Genomic DNA, 14466 nt, shown 5'->3' on the forward strand with positions numbered 1-14466 from the left:
AAACTCCCTCCGAAACAATGGTGTTTTGGACCCCCGGTGTGCCTAAAATGAATGGAGGGTTCTCATGCTTAAACTACCATCCTTCCTGCTAAAGGAAGCCATTGTAGCCAAGCCTGGCTATAATCGCTGGCGGGTACCGCCCGCTTCCATCGCAGTTCACCTTTGCATTGGCTCTGCCTATGCATGGAGTATTTACAACCCATCCCTGACCCGTGAGATCGGTGGCATTGCCCCCGCCGCTGCCGACTGGACCCTGTCAAACGTTCTTTGGGTCTTCTCCGTTGCAATCTGTTTCCTCGGTATTTCCGCTGCCATCGGCGGCAAATGGCTTGAAAAAGTCGGGCCACGCTGCGTCGGCACCGTTGCTGCCTTCTGTTGGGGCGGCGGTTACATTGTTGGCGCTCTGGGCATCATGACTCACCAGCTCTGGCTGCTCTATCTGGGTTACGGTGTCATTGGTGGCTGTGGCCTTGGTCTTGGCTATGTCTCCCCCGTATCCACCCTGATCCGCTGGTTCCCGGATCGCCGCGGTCTGGCCACGGGCATGGCCATTATGGGTTTTGGCGGCGGTGCGATGATAGCCGTGCCATTGAAATCTTGGCTGCTGGGCATCTACTCCAAAGCGCCAGAATTCCTCGGCACCGCTGATCAGGTGCAAACCACCATCGAAAACGGCGTGCGCTATGCAACCGTTGCAGGCAAAAAAGTTGAAGCAATCTTTGTTTCCGCGGCCGACGCTGCAAATGCCTTTGACGGCGCTGTAGAAGGCGTTTACGCCGCTGGCACCGGCTCCACCGGTACAGCAGCAACCTTTGTCACTCTCGGTATCGTGTACTTCTGTGTCATGATCCTTGCCAGTTTCGCTTACCGCGTTCCGCCGAAAAATTGGGCGCCAGAGGGCTTTGTCGCACCTAAAGAAGACAAAACCGGCAAAGGTCTGGTCACCACCCATTCCGTGCATATCGACACCGCCCTGCGTACCCCGCAATTCTGGCAATTGTGGATCGTACTTTGCTTCAACGTCACCGCAGGTATCGGTGTGATCTCGGTTTCCAAAACCATGATCAGTGAAATCTTTGGTAACGGCCTGCCAAGCATCGTTGATAGCACCTTTACCGGTGTCTATGTGTTGATGATTTCCGTATTCAACGCATTGGGCCGCATCGGCTGGGCATCGCTTTCCGATTACATCGGTCGTCGCAACACCTACACCGTGTTCTTCGTCCTTGGCGCGTTCCTCTATCTGTCTATCCCGTTCATCGCAACATCCGCTGGCGCAAGCCCAAGCGTGATGTGGCTGGTTCTGTTCTATGCAGCAACCATGATCATCTTCACCATGTATGGTGGCGGCTTCTCCACAATCCCCGCATATCTTGCGGACATCTTTGGCACCAAATATGTCGGTGGCATCCATGGCCGTCTGCTGACTGCTTGGTCCACCGCAGGTGTTGCAGGTCCGTTCTTGATCGGTTTCCTGCGGGAACGCTCAATCAACAGCGCTCTCCATGATCTCGCTGCCAAGATTGACCCCATCGTCTTCTCCCAAACCTTCGGTGCAGGCAAAGACCAGCTAGAGGCGATGATCGCGGCAAAATCCATCTCCGTGTCTCGCTTGATGGAAATCGCCCCTGAGGGAACTATCGACCCAACCCCAAGCCTGTACAACTCCACAATGACCTTCATGGCCTTTGTTCTGTTGGCAGCCCTTGTAGCTAATCTGCTGATGCGTCCGGTGAATTCTAAGTATCACATGGCTGAGGATGCACTGGGCGAAGGCGAGGAGCACGGCTCAAAACCTGCAAAAGCAGCGTAAAGCCGAAAAACACTTGTAAACACTAAGAGAGGCGGGGCACCCCGCCTCTTTTTTTGCCATAAATTCAATCATATCAGCGCTAGGCCAAGTCCCGCACCGCACGGCTCGCTCCCGCCAGCAACTCCATAGCACTAGGCGTGGCACCCTCGCGCATAGCTGCTGTGGCGCCATGCTTGCTCGCCTCCAGCGCCACAGCCTGCGCAAACTCTCGCAGCCCCTCCAGCAGGACCGGCTGCAAGTCACGCCGCAAGCTCACCAAACCAACCGGATGGTTCAATCCCGCATCAACCAGCTTCACGCTTTGCAACAGACCACCACTGGCACTTTCATAGTGCGTAGGCATGATTGCGGTATATTGGGATCCGGGCAGCGTACTTACCAGCAGCTCGAAGCTGTCACACTCGATATCCGGCTCCCGCCAACACGCTGTCCGGCGAAAAGCCGCATCAACAAACTCACGGTTCTTAAGCCCGTCACTAAGCGCCACCATGGGGTACTCGCTGACTTGCTGCATCGTCACTTCGTGGCAGCTTGCTAACGGATGCTCTTTGCAAACAAACATGCGGTAACATTCGGTAAACATCAAATCACCGGCAAATTGCAGCGGATCAATATCTTCAATATAGGTAATCCCGCAATCCACCCGATAAGCGCTCACCGCATCAAGGATTTCGTTATGGGGCAGCACCGCAATGTTGATATGCGTTGTCGGCCATTGCGACCGCATCTCCCCGACCAGCCGCCCCACCATCGGCGCGGCAGAGGGCACAACAGCCACGCTTACTCGTTCGGGCAGCGCGCCATTTTCCCCCAGCGCATCGTGGCGCAAGCTGCGGCAGTCCGACAGGATCTTGCGCGCCCAAACAACCACCCGCTCGCCCTCCTGCGTGAGGCCGAAATACTTCTTTCCACGCGCAACCAGCGGCACACCCAGCTCCAGCTCCAACTGGCGGATGCGGCCAGAAAGGGTAGGCTGTGTCACATTGCAAGCTGCAGCAGCTTTCGTGAAGTGTTTTTCCTCCGACAACACCACGAGGTATTGTAGTTGCCGAATATCCATAGATCGCATCTCCCCCAAGGCGCATAGTTTGAGCTAGAGGTAATTCAAAAGTCTAGTATGAAAGCGAGAAAAACACGCGCCGCGCTAATATGTCACTGAAATACTGTTGGAATCTGCAAAAACATAACCCTATTTCGTGTATCTGGAAATAATACAGAGAATTATCTTCCCTCAGGTCACATAGACAGACCGCCACAACCAAGGGCGCAGTGTTAACAGATGATAGCAACTATGTCTTGAAATGGGGCGCGGCCAGCTCTCCACTATTGAGCTGGCCGCTGCCTGCCGCCAACGGGGTGAGCTGGCGTGGCAGGATCTAAAAGAATGGGGGCGCCGCACAGCGGAGGAACACGCGACAACCCGAAATATACGGTGGTGCCAAGCACCTAGATTCAAAAGCTATGGGGGAACTCTGGCCACCTCAGCGGCCAGAGTAATATCATCGCATAAGGTGATTACTTTGCTTCCAGATACAGATCTGCCAAGTAGTAATCTTTAGGGTCCATCGCCTTCTCGATTTTGCCAAACGCGACATAAAGATCGGCAAGACCGCCAAACCACTTGTAAACATTGCCGTTCTGGGTCAGGAACTCCAGATCGTCGCTGTTCAACACTTTGGCCATAGCAGATTCCTGCATCAGCGGCTCTGGATCAACACCAAGAAACTTAGCAGTGATCTCAACAGCCAGCTCACGGTTTTTGGCGCGGAAATCAAGCGCTTCCTTGATCACAGAGTTCACCTTCTTCACCGCTTCGGTGTTGCCGGAAAATTCGTTAGAAACCACAAACGCACTCGGGAAAGACTTCTCAGGATAAAAGTCCTCGTTAGAGGCAAGCTCTACAGTCCCGGGAACCTTGCTCTTGATAGTGCCAACCAATGGGTACCAGATACCTGCCGCATCAATTTGCTGCGAAGCAAAAGCAGAAACAACAGTGCTTGGATCCATCTTGATGGTTTCAACGTCGGAACGCTTCAAACCAGCCTTTTCCAAGGCAAGGCGGTAAAGCATGTCACCTGAAGTTCCCTCAGGAATACCAATCCGCTTGCCCTTTAGATCTGCTAGGCTGTTAATCCCTTTCTGTGCAATAACGCGGTCAGACAAGCCAAGCGCGTTCACTGCAATAATCTTGGCCTTGCCGCTTGCAGGAAGCCACATGGCCCCGGCACCAAGATACGCAAAATCAAGGCTACCTGCACCCAGTGCCTGTACCTGAATTGGGCCGTTGGTAAATACCTTCAACTCAGCATCAATACCATGCTTTTCCCAGAGCTTCTGCTCTGTGGCAATGGCAGCAATACTTGTACCGAAGTAATCGGCAATATACCCCATTCGAATTTTAGTATTTTCTGCCAAGCTAGCACCAGCAGAACTTGCCAGCAACAAGGCAGCGGAAGCAACAGTTGCGATACGTCCAGAAAACTTCATTCCAAACCCTCCAAAAAGGCCTTTTCGAGCGCAGCCTCGAGAACTATTGGTGATACACCGCGTGCCATACACGGTTACGTATCTCTGCGAATTCCGGCGACAGGCGGATGTCCTCTGTCCGCGGATATGGCAAATTCACCGGAATTATCTCTTTCAAGCGGCCGGGGCGACTGGCCATCACGATCACACGATTGGCCATGTAAACCGCCTCGTCCACATCATGGGTAATAAACATGATTGTGCGGCGCTCCCGGCTCCACGTGTCCAGCAGCTGATCCTGCATATTCACCCGTGTCAGGGCGTCAAGCGCGCCAAACGGTTCATCCATCAGCAGAATTTTTGGATTCACGGCATAAGCGCGGGCAATAGCGCAGCGTTGTTTCATGCCACCAGATAGGGTCTTTGGCAGTGCATCGGCGAAATCCGTCAAGCCCACCAGCTCGAGGTAGCGATCTGAAATCTTTTTACGCTCCTCCTTCGGCAACCCTTGGATCTTCAATCCAAATTCAACATTCTTACGCACGCTCAACCACGGAAACAGCGCATACTGCTGAAAAATCATCCCACGCTCTGGTCCCGGTCCATTCACTTCTTCACCATCAACAAGTGCTTCGCCGGAAGAGGTGTCCAGCAATCCCGCCGCAATATTCATCGCAGTAGACTTGCCGCAACCTGAAGGACCAACAACGGTAACAAACTCGCCATCTTCAATATCAAGATCTAGGTTTTGCAGGGCGACAAAGCGGTCGGCTCCCTCACCAAAATGACGCGATACATTTTTGAATTGAATTTTGGTGCTCATACTCGTTCCTGCCATGTTGTCAGACGTTGTTCTGCAGCTTGCACCAGACGGTCCATCACCAATCCAAGGAAACCAATCGTGATTAGGCTGACGAAAATTGTGTCCAACTCGTAGTAAAGCTGCGCCTGTTGCATTCTAAACCCGAGGCCCGATTGCGCCGCGATCAGCTCTGCTGCAACCACAGTCGCCCATGACGCCCCAAGGCCAATGCGAAAACCCACCAGAATGAAAGGTACAGAGGCAGGCACAATCACCGACAAAAAGATGCGCGCATCCCCCGCGCCCAGCACACGGGCAGCACTGACCAACGTTTTGTCAACGCTGATAACCCCTTGATAAGTCGCCACAACCGAAGACAGAAACGCTGCAAGAAAAATCACGAAAATCTTCGGTGTCTCATCAATACCCATCGTAACAATCGCCAAGGGAATTACGGCCAGCGGCGGTACCATGCGGAAAAACTGCACATAAGGCTCGATCAAGCTACGCGCCGTTTTGTACCACCCCATCAGAAACCCGATGGGCACGGCCACACTCACGCCAAGCAAAAAGCCGGTCAGAACGCGGCTCAAACTTGATCCGATATCGACAAACAACTGGCCACTACTCGCCAGCTCAACAAAACGCTCTGCGACGCCAACCGGGCCAGGCAACCCGACAACACCAGCACGTGTGACCAGCGTCCAAAACCCCAACCCAAGAAACAAAGCCAACAGATTCAATAGCAACCCTTGGCTTTTGCGATATAATTCAGCAATCCTGAATTGTGTTTTGGGCCGAACTTCGGCCACAGGCTGCAAAACCTGCTCTGTCATTTGAATGCTCCTGAGTAGAAGAAATGATCCAGTGCGACACTCGCCGCGCCCAAACCACCAAGGTTAGAATCCAATGTCGATCCAACAATGCGCAAGCGTTGTCGTGCATGCGCCAGTACCCTTTGCTTGACCCGGGTTTCCAGAACAGCAATGAAGCTTTGCGGCGCAGCGGCCAGATGCCCGCCAAGCACAACGAAATCGACACTCAGCATATTAATTGCGCTGACCAATGCGTGCTCTAAATACCGCAGAACATCGGCACGCACCTGAGGCTCCCGGTCAACCAACACAAACAGAGGATCATCCAGAATCTCGCCATCCTTGATCCCTAGCGCGCGCCGCAGCGCTGCTTCCCCTACGAGGGCTTCAAGACACCCCTCAGCTCCGCAAGCACACCCTGGCCCATTGGCAACAGGAATATGGCCAAGCTCAACGGTGCCAATCCCTCCCGGTCGGAACGGCTTACCCTCAACCACCAGACCAGCGCCAACGCCCGAGCGCAGATACAAATACAGCAGCGCATCAGAGTTCTTGCCCAGCCCATAGCGTGAGTCCCGCTGTGCCATCGCACTAACATTATGCTCCAGCACCACTGGCAGGTTGATCTGCTCTTCCAGCATCTGCGCAAAGGAAACATCTTTCCAACCCGCAGCCGCACAAAACAGAGCACGCCGCTGCGCCTTATCAACCGGCCCGGGAACAGCAAAGCCAACACCGATGATCCGATCATGCGCGCTGCCTGACATCGCCAGCAGGTTCTCCAGTTGATTGGCAATCAGCGTCACCACTTCATCCGGGGTTGTTGCACCCACTTCATAGCAAAATGTAGCGGATGCCAACGCTTCTGTGCGCAAATTGCAAAGCACAATCTGCCCGCGCCCTCCGCCGATATGAACGCCAAGTGCCCGGTAACTCGCATCGCGCAGCCCTAGCGCAACAGGTGGGCGGCCCACGCCAACACGTGCATCCTCTTTCACTTCTTCAACGCAACCATCTTCCAGCAGCTGCGCCATGAGATTGGTAAGGGCCGTCGCGGACAATTGGGTACGGCGCGCCAACTCGGCCCGTGACAACGGCCCATAGTCTCGCAGTAACCCCAATATAACGCCGTGATGAACGCCCAAAACTCTCCCTCCCGTCGAATTTATTTATCAACTTTACAAATAAACGACGGGATCCTGTCAACGTCACCCCCCAAATACTTAAGTAGGAAAATTAACGTAATGTCGAATTGAGGGCAGTTTTCTGCGATTTCTTAAAAAAACAGTGGGGCGACGATATTTGCCGATCTGTGAGTATACGTACCACATATGCAATAATATCACTTCGATTCCATCAAGAATCACGAACTAATCAAAGATAGACGAGCAATACTATTGGAATTTAGATCGCACTATTGGGCTTAATTCGTCATATTATCTTGATTAAACTGGCATAAAGTTTCTAGAAAATAAAATACATGCAGAATGCTATTTAGTTTTTCTATAAGTTCGCTTCAGCAACTCTTGACGCGCCCTCTGATACATTTCATATAATGAATAATAGAATCCATTTTTGAAATACCAGACACGTGTAGCGCATTTATTCGCGCACTCAGACAGGCCATTTTAACAGGCAGCTTTAACAGTCTGATCACGCAAAAAAGAGAGGAAGAGCCCCAATGCAGCCCAACATTTTGTTCATTATGGCGGATGATCACGCCGCCAAAGCAATTTCCTGCTACGGCGCGGGGCTCAATACCACCCCGAACCTTGATCGCCTCGCAACCGAAGGTATGCGGCTTGATCATTGTTATGTCACCAACTCCATTTGCACGCCAAGTCGCGCATCAATTCTCACCGGGAACTATAATCACGTAAACGGCGTCACAACACTGGACACCCATCTGAATAACCGTGTGCCACACCTTGCCAAGCACCTGCAGCGCGCAGGCTACCAAACCGGCCTTTTCGGCAAGTGGCACTTGGGCGAAGGCCCAGAGCACCAACCAACAGGCTTTGATGCTTGGTCCGTACTGCCAGGTCAAGGTGACTACTTCGATCCACGCATGATCGACAAGGACGGTAGCCGTCGTGAGCCCGGCTATGTCACAGACATAATCACCGACAAGACACTGAATTTCTTGGAGGAACGCAATACAGAACGCCCGTTCTTTGTCATGTGCCACCACAAAGCCCCGCACCGCAGCTTTATACCTCATCCCAAACACAACCACCTGCTTGAGGATGAGGATGTGCGCGTCCCAGACACCTTCGACGACGACTATAAAACCCGCTCTCGCGCCGCTACCAATGCCCGCATGCGCATCCGCGAGGACATGATCTACGATGACCTAGGCCTTGCACAACCCGAGGGTGGTGCCGAAACGGGCGAACTTCTTGTCGATGGTCCCGCCCGTTTGGTCCCTCACCCCAAAGACCTAGAAGGCTTTAAGTTGGTCGACAAAAACACCGGCGAAGTCTTTACCTTTACTTCGCAAGATGAGTTGGCGCACTTCAAGTATCAGCGCTACATCAAGCGCTACCTGCGCACAATTGCCTCGGTTGATGAAAATGTCGGCCGCCTTCTCGACTACCTTGATGATAACGACCTCACCGAAAATACCATCGTAATCTACACCTCGGATCAAGGCTTCTTCCTTGGCGAACATGGCTGGTTCGACAAACGATTTATGTATGAAGAGTCGCTGCAAATGCCATTCCTCATCCGTTACCCGCAAGGGATCCGTGCCGGTAGCACCTCAAGCGATATCGCCACCAATGTCGATTTCGCTCCCACATTGCTTGATTACGCCGGACAGCCAACACCCACATACATGCAGGGCACCAGTTTGCGCCCGCTGCTGGAAGAACGGACCGATGAAAACTGGCAGGACATCGCCTATCATCGCTATTGGATGCATGGCGATGAAAATCACAACGCTTACGCACACTACGGGGTGCGGGATCAGCGTTATAAACTGATCTATTGGTACAATGATGGCCTCGATCAACCCGGCGCATTCGGCATGCCAGAACAACCCGAGTGGGAACTTTTTGATTGTCAGGAAGATCCGCTAGAGCTGCACAATCTGGCGGGCAACGCCAGCTACGATGAAGTTTTTCAAATGATGCTCGCCAAGTTGGATGCCAAGATGGCAGAGGTTGGAGACATTCCCGAGCACAGCTCGCCCGATGTACTGGCCAACCGAGCAAAAGGCATTCGCGCAATTATGGTCGCATAGGCGGCTACGCACACACCTGTTGGGCCGGACTTCCGGCCCGCTTTAGAGAAACAGCTCCATGTAGAAACAATGTCTGAACCAGTCCGAAAAACCCTCAAGGTACTCGAATATCTCGCCAACCCAGAGAAATCGGTATTCTCGCAGTCCGAGGTCGCCATAGCCTGTGCGATCCCTCCTGCGACCCTCTCACGAATCCTTGCCACATTCGAAGAGCGTGGCCTGATCCGCCGCCAAGACCGCTCGCACTTCGTGCCTTTGTTCTCCTTCAGGCAAGAGCGTAGCTTTTCCGATGCCTACCTTGGAAAAACGCGCCGTGTATTGGAAACCATTGCAAACCAGACGCGCCAATCCGCAGAGCTCATCACCCTACGCTACCACAGCCTCTATTGGCAGGACAAAGAGCAACACCCAGACCTCACTCTCGCCATTCGCGCAAGTCGCGGCTTCTCGCGCGAGCTTTATGAGCTCGACAGCCTCTCTCGCATTGCCTTGGCAAAGCTCGGCCGAGATTGGTTGCTGCAACAAATGGAGAAAACGCAGTTTTTCTCTACCGGAGAAGTCAAACGGCCCATGACCCCACAAGAAGTGCTTCGCACCATTGATGCGATAGATCTTGGGGCGGTTGCCTACGACATCGAGGGTAATTCCATGGGCGTCCGCCGTTTTACAACACTGGTTAGCGTACCGGGTGAACCGCCGCATTTCTTGGCAATCGCCGAGGCGGCTCTGGGCAAAGCGCAGATGGCCGCGCACATCGCTCGCAATTGCGAAATATTGCTTACCGCGCGCAAATTCATCGAAACAGACGCCCATGTCCAACAAACCGCCTAGGGAAACGCGATGCAGAACCAGCCTTACACGCTCATGGCAAAGCCAGCCGGGCCCTTGTGCAATCTGGACTGCAAATATTGCTACTACTTGGAAAAAGAACAGCTTTTCCCATCACGCTCCCCTATGCATATGTCGGAGCTGGTTTTAGAGCGCTACATAAAAGACTACATCAAACAGCAATACAGCTTGGGCCTGCGCCAGATCGGTTTTAACTGGCAAGGCGGCGAGCCAACCATCAGCGGCATCGCGTTTTACAAGCGCGCCGTGGAACTACAACAAAAGCACTGCCCAAAAGGCGCAAAAATCACCAACGCCTTTCAAACCAACGGCATTCTTATTGAGGAAAACTGGGCGCGCTTTTTTAAAGAGCACGACTTTCTCGTCGGGCTTAGCATAGACGGCCCCAAAGAGCTTCACGATGCCAATCGCCCAGACAAAGCCGGCCGCCCCACTTTCGATAAAGTCATGCGGGCGGCACAAATTTTGCAAGAGCACGGCGTTGCCACCAATGCTCTGGTCACTGTGAACCGAGCCAACGCGAAAAAACCCTTGCAAGTCTATCGCTTTCTCAAAGCCTCAGGCTTCCGCTTCCTACAGTTCATTCCCATAGTCGAACGCACCCTAGATGGCAGCAGCCTTGCATCCGCTCCCCAGCTTGATGAAGATGGCATCGCCCCATTTGTAACGGACTGGAGCGTGCTCCCCCGCGACTATGGCCAATTCCTAAAAGCTGTCTTTGACGAATGGCTCGCCAGCGATGTTGGCAAGATCTCCGTTCAGCTTTTTGATGTTCAGCTAGAGCAAACTCTCGGTCTTCCCGCCGGACTGTGCTGGTTTGCGCCAACTTGCGGCAACGCTCTGGCACTGGAACATAACGGTGATCTTTATGCCTGCGATCACTATGTTTACCCGCAATACAAGCTTGGAAACATTTGTGAAACGCCAATGGGCGACTTGGTTTCCAGTGAAAGCCAGCTTGCCTTTGGCCAAGACAAACAAGCCTCCCTCCCGCAAGATTGCCTGAACTGCGATATTCGCGCGGCCTGCAATGGCGGCTGCCCTAAGCACCGTTTCTTAAAAGCAAAATCAGGCGACAAGCCGTTGAACTATTACTGCCGCTCAACCCAGATTTTCTATAGGCATGCAAAACCCTATCTGGAGTTCATTGCCCAGATCTATCAAAGCGGCGTCCCTGTCTCGCAAATCGGCCCAATCCTGCAACAAAACCTAGTCCAACTTCGAAACGAAGCCTCAAAGAGCAGAACTAAAAACAAGTAAACTCAAACTAAAAAACTACGCAACCGCCACATGACTGTTTTTTTGCTTCAACTTTCGCTCCCATTCTAACGCATGCGATACGATTATCTTTAGGTCATCAAACTGCGGCTCCCAGTTGAGTTCCGTTAGAATTTTTGCATTATCTGCCACAATTTCAGCCGCATCACCAGCACGTCGTGGCTCAGATCGAACCTCGAAGTCAACGCCTGACACTTCTTTTACTGCATCGATGACCTGCCTTACAGAAAAACCGAGGCCATAGCCAACGTTCATGACTAGGCTTCCGCCCCCGCGCTGGAGGCGTTTCAATGCCAGATAATGGGCATCCACCAAGTCACACACATGTATGTAGTCGCGAATGCCTGTGCCGTCTGGAGTGTCATAGTCATTACCAAAAACACTTAGAAAATTTCTTCTGCCTAGCGCAGCTTCGCTTGCAACTTTTATTAGATGCGTTGCTTTTAGCGTCGACTGCCCAGTTCTGCCCAACGGGTCAGCACCTGCAACATTGAAATACCTCAATGCGGTAAAGCGAAGGCTATGTGCCCGCGACGCATCCTCAAGCATCCGCTCACTCATTCGCTTGGAGTTGCCGTAAGGACTAAGAGGCGAGAGCACATCTTCTTCAGATACAGGAACGTTATTGGGGTTGCCATAAACTGCTGCGGTGGATGAAAAGATGAAATTTTCAACATTGTGAAGTAGGCACGATTAAGCTAGTCGTGAAAGCTAAGACGCGCGCGATAATGGCAATTCCCAAACTTCTACTTGCGCCGCTACTCTTGCCTATCTCTCCGGCAAAATCACGCAGATCAACTCTCGACGCACTTAAAAAGATATCCTACGCAACCGGCGTCGTTGAGGGATTATTTGGCCGGGTATCAAACCTCTACAAGACCACCCATGGCACCTAAGTACTAAATTTGTGATTGGTGCGGACGGCGGGACTCGAACCCGCAAGCCTAACGGCGGCAGATTTTAAGTCTGCTGTGTATACCAGTTCCACCACGACCGCTTTCGACATTGCATACTTGCAAATCTGATCAGCTTTCTGGCACATCTGCGCGCCCACCACAAGACCAACATTTCCACTACCCCCAATTTGCATCGACCCACCTTGGGAAAACCCGCGCCACATCAATTGGCGCTCGCAAAAAACCACTGACAACAGCAGCCCGTTCAGTCTATAACCACGCCACGACAGATTTTGGCAAATGCGCTGCGCTCTTGCGATCAAATTAGCCTCTTTCCTCAGGGCAAGCCGGAACCGGAAGCTTCTCGCGACCTCCTGAGAAACAGGGCTTGCCAAGCACAGGTCAATTTGGCCTTATCGTCAAAACAGACGAGCCACCCGCACAGCGCACAGGAATAACAAGCAGGAACGAGAAAGCATGGTTGGATACATCGAGGCCAGCGCCGCACCAGTAAAAAAAACTGGGCAAATCAAGCTATACGCCCCCGAGGACTTTGAGGGCATGCGTAAAGCCAGCCAGCTCACCGCCCGCTGCCTCGATGAATTGGTTGACATTGTTGTTCCCGGCGTTACCACCGCCGAAATTGACCGGTTTGTCTACGAATTTGGCATGAACAACGGTGGCTATCACGCCGCCACCCTAAACTATCGGGGCTATAAATACTCAAGCTGCACCTCGATCAATCACGTTGTATGCCACGGCATGCCCGGCCCCAAGCCATTGAAGGAAGGGGATATAATCAATATTGACGTCACCTTCATCGTCGATGGTTGGTATGGCGATAGCTCCCGCATGTACCCGGTTGGCAAGCTAAAGCGTGCGGCAGAGCGACTGATCGAGGTCACTCATGAATCTCTCATGCGCGGCATTGAAGCAGCCAAACCGGGCAACACAACCGGCGACATTGGTCATGCGATCCAGTCATTTGCCGAAGCCGAACGCTGCTCTGTAGTGCGGGATTTCTGTGGCCATGGTCTTGGGCGCTTATTCCATGATGAACCGAATATTCTGCACTATGGCAAGCCAGGCACCGGCGTAGAGCTAAAGCCCGGCATGATTTTTACCATCGAGCCGATGATCAATCTGGGCAAGCCGGATGTCAAAGTACTAAAAGACGGCTGGACAGCTGTTACCCGCGACAAATCTCTCTCTGCACAGTTTGAGCACTCCATAGGCATTACCAAGACTGGCAATGACGTCTTTACTTTATCACCCAAAGACCTCTTCAACCCGCTAGCAGCGCGTCAGGCAGAGTAATTTAAAAAAAGCCAAGAAGGGGAAGGAGTTCGCAGATGACAAAAAAACCTCCCCCCTTCACTGCGGCCAAAAACTCTAGACAACCAGATGAACTCGCTCCAGCAGATGCAAGTTTATCCGAGTGCGCGCCGTTTAATTCACAGGTGGATACCCCGCCCGCGGCAATTGTTGACGACCTGCCATTTCCTTTTACCGAGATACACACCCCCCCTGCAACACCCAGAAAAAGTCGTAGCAAAGGCGCGAACAAGGCACAGAGCAAACACTACCACGGCCATCGGGAACGCCTTCGGCAACGTTTTGCCACCGGCGGCAGTGACGCCTTACAAGACTATGAACTTTTGGAAATGTTGCTATTCAACACCATCAGGCAGGGCGACACCAAACCCCTGGCTAAAGAGTTACTCGCCACATTCGGCTCTTTCGCCCGTGTAATCTCGGCTCCAAAGGCACGCCTTGAGGCAGTAAAAGGCTGCGGTCCGGCGACCGCTCTCTTCTTACACAGCCTACACAGCGCGGCAGTTGCCTTCGCAAAGGACAAAATTGATCAAGACGCCCCACTTTCCTCTTGGTCTGCGGTGATGGATTACATCCACGTCGCCATGGCGCACAACTCGCAAGAAGAACTCCGCCTGCTGTTCCTAGATAAGAAAAATCGCCTGATTGCCGACGAGATCCAACAACGCGGCACCGTAGACCACACTCCAGTATACCCAAGAGAAGTGGCTCGCCGCGCACTGGAACTGAATGCCTGCGCACTCATAATGGTTCACAATCACCCCTCCGGTGACCCAACCCCCTCCCGACCGGACATTGAGATGACGGCGAAAATCAACAGTATCCTTGAACCAATGGGCATTATTCTTCACGATCACATTATAATAGCCCAGACCGGTCATGCCAGCTTCAAAGCACTGGGTTTGTTGTAGAGTTTTCTCACCAACCTGCCATTACGACAGGCTCGCTCAAGTCTTTGCCGACAAAAT

Annotated in this window: 12 protein-coding genes, 1 tRNA gene and 1 pseudogene; 7 read left to right on the forward strand and 7 right to left on the reverse strand. The window is 52.7% G+C overall.

What is annotated here, in order from left to right; all coding sequences use genetic code 11:
• Positions 1 to 64 precede the first annotated feature (64 nt).
• Entirely contained in the window at positions 65 to 1813 is a 1749-nt protein-coding gene (locus AYK82_RS09010) for an OFA family MFS transporter (protein WP_068314323.1), read from the forward strand.
• A gap of 79 nt (positions 1814 to 1892) precedes the next feature.
• Here the strand turns inward: AYK82_RS09010 and AYK82_RS09015 are convergent, their stop codons facing one another.
• The 5 genes from AYK82_RS09015 to AYK82_RS09035 all read right to left on the reverse strand — a co-directional run bounded on the left by AYK82_RS09015 (position 1893) and on the right by AYK82_RS09035 (position 7041).
• Entirely contained in the window at positions 1893 to 2873 is a 981-nt protein-coding gene (locus AYK82_RS09015) for a LysR family transcriptional regulator (protein WP_068314326.1), read from the reverse strand.
• Between the two features lie 455 nt (positions 2874 to 3328).
• Positions 3329 to 4300, reverse strand: coding sequence for an aliphatic sulfonate ABC transporter substrate-binding protein (locus AYK82_RS09020; RefSeq protein WP_082733830.1), 972 nt, complete (start codon positions 4298 to 4300; stop codon positions 3329 to 3331).
• Positions 4301 to 4343: 43 nt separating this feature from the next.
• On the reverse strand, positions 4344 to 5102 hold the full coding sequence (locus AYK82_RS09025) for an ABC transporter ATP-binding protein (protein WP_068314329.1): 759 nt from the start codon (positions 5100 to 5102) through the stop codon (positions 4344 to 4346).
• Positions 5099 to 5917, reverse strand: a complete 819-nt coding sequence (locus tag AYK82_RS09030; protein ID WP_082733831.1) for an ABC transporter permease — start codon at positions 5915 to 5917, stop codon at positions 5099 to 5101. The genes AYK82_RS09025 and AYK82_RS09030 overlap by 4 nt, the downstream gene beginning before the upstream one ends.
• On the reverse strand, positions 5914 to 7041 hold the full coding sequence (locus AYK82_RS09035; protein ID WP_156453312.1) for an ROK family transcriptional regulator: 1128 nt from the start codon (positions 7039 to 7041) through the stop codon (positions 5914 to 5916). Before AYK82_RS09035 ends, AYK82_RS09030 begins: the two co-directional genes overlap by 4 nt.
• A 536-nt stretch (positions 7042 to 7577) precedes the next feature.
• Here AYK82_RS09035 and AYK82_RS09040 point away from each other — a divergent pair.
• The 3 genes from AYK82_RS09040 to AYK82_RS09050 all read left to right on the forward strand — a co-directional run bounded on the left by AYK82_RS09040 (position 7578) and on the right by AYK82_RS09050 (position 11249).
• On the forward strand, positions 7578 to 9140 hold the full coding sequence (locus tag AYK82_RS09040; protein WP_068314335.1) for a sulfatase family protein: 1563 nt from the start codon (positions 7578 to 7580) through the stop codon (positions 9138 to 9140).
• A 69-nt stretch (positions 9141 to 9209) separates the two neighbouring features.
• Positions 9210 to 9971, forward strand: coding sequence for a helix-turn-helix domain-containing protein (locus AYK82_RS09045; protein ID WP_068314338.1), 762 nt, complete (start codon positions 9210 to 9212; stop codon positions 9969 to 9971).
• A 9-nt stretch (positions 9972 to 9980) separates the two neighbouring features.
• Positions 9981 to 11249 (forward strand): anaerobic sulfatase maturase, encoded by a 1269-nt coding sequence (locus tag AYK82_RS09050; RefSeq protein ID WP_082733832.1) that lies wholly within the window; start codon positions 9981 to 9983, stop codon positions 11247 to 11249.
• A gap of 15 nt (positions 11250 to 11264) precedes the next feature.
• Here AYK82_RS09050 and galE read toward each other — a convergent pair.
• A pseudogene (gene galE / locus AYK82_RS09055) lies at positions 11265 to 11945 on the reverse strand (UDP-glucose 4-epimerase GalE); the annotation flags it as partial.
• Positions 11946 to 11995: 50 nt separating this feature from the next.
• Between galE and AYK82_RS17975 the strand changes: the two are divergent.
• Positions 11996 to 12163, forward strand: a complete 168-nt coding sequence (locus AYK82_RS17975; protein WP_156453314.1) for a hypothetical protein — start codon at positions 11996 to 11998, stop codon at positions 12161 to 12163.
• 16 nt (positions 12164 to 12179) lie between these two features.
• Here the strand turns inward: AYK82_RS17975 and AYK82_RS09060 are convergent.
• Positions 12180 to 12264 (reverse strand) — tRNA-Leu (locus AYK82_RS09060).
• A 376-nt stretch (positions 12265 to 12640) separates the two neighbouring features.
• Between AYK82_RS09060 and map the strand changes: the two genes are divergently transcribed.
• Together map and radC are read left to right on the forward strand one after the other, a co-directional pair.
• A complete protein-coding gene (gene map / locus AYK82_RS09065; protein ID WP_068314343.1) occupies positions 12641 to 13480 on the forward strand; it encodes a type I methionyl aminopeptidase in 840 nt (279 codons plus the stop codon).
• Between the two features lie 35 nt (positions 13481 to 13515).
• Positions 13516 to 14409 carry a RadC family protein gene (gene radC / locus AYK82_RS09070; RefSeq protein ID WP_082733833.1) on the forward strand — a complete coding sequence of 298 codons (894 nt, stop codon included), beginning with the start codon at positions 13516 to 13518 and terminating at the stop codon, positions 14407 to 14409.
• Positions 14410 to 14466 lie beyond the last annotated feature (57 nt).

It is taken from the genome of Polycladidibacter hongkongensis (assembly GCF_001561995.1).
GTDB lineage: Bacteria > Pseudomonadota > Alphaproteobacteria > Rhizobiales > Stappiaceae > Pseudovibrio > Pseudovibrio hongkongensis.

Bases quoted from the DNA above. Each gene is read 5' to 3' on its own strand.
- AYK82_RS09015 (WP_068314326.1), bottom strand. From the start codon at position 2,873: ATGGATATTCGGCAACTACAATACCTCGTGGTGTTGTCGGAGGAAAAA.
- AYK82_RS09050 (WP_082733832.1), top strand. From the start codon at position 9,981: ATGCAGAACCAGCCTTACACGCTCATGGCAAAGCCAGCCGGGCCCTTG.
- AYK82_RS09030 (WP_082733831.1), bottom strand. From the start codon at position 5,917: ATGACAGAGCAGGTTTTGCAGCCTGTGGCCGAAGTTCGGCCCAAAACA.
- map (WP_068314343.1), top strand. From the start codon at position 12,641: ATGGTTGGATACATCGAGGCCAGCGCCGCACCAGTAAAAAAAACTGGG.
- AYK82_RS09025 (WP_068314329.1), bottom strand. From the start codon at position 5,102: ATGAGCACCAAAATTCAATTCAAAAATGTATCGCGTCATTTTGGTGAG.
- AYK82_RS09020 (WP_082733830.1), bottom strand. From the start codon at position 4,300: ATGAAGTTTTCTGGACGTATCGCAACTGTTGCTTCCGCTGCCTTGTTG.
- AYK82_RS17975 (WP_156453314.1), top strand. From the start codon at position 11,996: ATGGCAATTCCCAAACTTCTACTTGCGCCGCTACTCTTGCCTATCTCT.
- radC (WP_082733833.1), top strand. From the start codon at position 13,516: ATGACAAAAAAACCTCCCCCCTTCACTGCGGCCAAAAACTCTAGACAA.
- AYK82_RS09010 (WP_068314323.1), top strand. From the start codon at position 65: ATGCTTAAACTACCATCCTTCCTGCTAAAGGAAGCCATTGTAGCCAAG.
- AYK82_RS09045 (WP_068314338.1), top strand. From the start codon at position 9,210: ATGTCTGAACCAGTCCGAAAAACCCTCAAGGTACTCGAATATCTCGCC.
- AYK82_RS09040 (WP_068314335.1), top strand. From the start codon at position 7,578: ATGCAGCCCAACATTTTGTTCATTATGGCGGATGATCACGCCGCCAAA.